The sequence below is a fragment of the Streptomyces poriferorum genome (assembly GCF_019399235.1).
Classification (GTDB): domain Bacteria; phylum Actinomycetota; class Actinomycetes; order Streptomycetales; family Streptomycetaceae; genus Streptomyces; species Streptomyces poriferorum.
This window is the reverse complement of sequence record NZ_JAELVH010000537.1, coordinates 1-1,460: the sequence shown is the minus strand read 5'-3', so window position 1 is coordinate 1,460 and position 1,460 is coordinate 1. Positions and strand designations below refer to the sequence as shown.

The following is a 1,460-nucleotide window of genomic DNA, read 5'->3' as shown; positions in this document are numbered from 1 at the left end:
GTCAGTTCGGCACGTACAGCTGCGATTTCGGGGGTGCCGGTGAGGTAGGCGATGAGGCGGTCGTCGCGGACGATGACAGCTGCCTGGGCGACGCCGGTCAGGGTGGTGAGGACGGTTTCGATCTCGCCGAGTTCGATGCGGAAGCCGCGGATCTTGACCTGGTGATCGGCGCGGCCGAGGTATTCGATCTCACTGTCCTGGGTCCAGCGGGCGAGGTCACCGCTGCGGTACATCCGCGTTCCGGCCGGGCCGTAGGGGTCGGCGATGAAGCGCTCCGCGGACAGGGCGGGCCGGTTGAGGTAGCCGCGGGCCAGGCCCGCGCCTGCGACGTACATTTCGCCGGGGACGCCGGGGGCGGTGGGCTGGAGGGCGCTGTCCAGGACGTAGAGGCGCAGGTCGGGGATGGGTCCGCCGATCAGGGACCGCTGGGACCCGGCGCCCGGTGTGGCTGGGGTGAGGGAGCGGTGGGTGACGTGGACGGTGGTTTCGGTGATGCCGTACATGTTGACCAGGCGCGGACTGTCCTGGGGGTGGCGGTGGTACCAGGCGGTCAGCCGGCCCGGATCCAGTGCCTCCCCGCCGAAGACCACGTACTCCAGGGCCAGGCGGTCGCCCAGTTCGGGGTTTTCGGTGTCGGCCTGGATGAGCTGGTAGAAGGCTGAGGGGGTCTGGTTGAGGACAGTGACGCGTTCGCGGACCAGGAGGTCCAGGAACAGTTCCGGGCTGCGGCTCACCGTGTGCGGAACGACAACAAGACGCCCGCCGTGCAGGAGAGGGCCCCAGAGTTCCCAGACGGAGAAGTCGAAGGCGTAGGAGTGGAACATCGTCCACACCTGCTCCGGCCCGAACCCGAACCAAGGGTCGGTGGCCGTGAACAGGCGCACCACCTGCTCGTGCGCGACGACCACACCCTTGGGCCGGCCCGTCGACCCGGATGTGTAGATGACATACGCCGGGTGCTGGGGCAGCAGCGGTGAGACTCGCTCGTCCTGCGTCAGGTCACCGCTTGGGCGGCCGGCGAGGTCAGCAACGGTCTCCGGGGCATCCAGCAGCAGCCAGCCGTCCCCGTTCAGGTCGTTCGCAACCTGGGATGTGGCGATGACCAGGGCAGGGTTCGCGTCGTCCAGCAGGTAGGCGATCCGGTCGGCCGGGTAGGACGGGTCGACCGGCACGTATGCCGCACCCGCCTTCAGTACACCCAGCAGCGTCACGATCATTTCGGTGGAGCGCGGGAGAGCAACGGCGATCAGCGACTCCGGACCCACCCCCCGGTCCACGAGCACCCGTGCCAGACGGTTCGCCGCCGCGTTCAGCTCCCCGTACGACAGCGACACCCCCTCACACGACACAGCAGCAGCACCGGCTACGACCTGCGCTTCGAAGGCATCCACCAGCGAAGCGCCGTCACCGGCCGGCAGCTCGGAAGTGGCGGTCCAGGTCTCGACCACCGCGTCCCGCTC

General features: G+C 68.8%; 1 protein-coding gene. It reads right to left on the bottom strand.

The genetic code is table 11. The annotated features are described in order from the left end of the window. A partial coding sequence (locus JGS39_RS39405; protein ID WP_219574570.1) for an amino acid adenylation domain-containing protein occupies window positions 1-1,460 on the bottom strand: 1,460 nt, incomplete at both ends.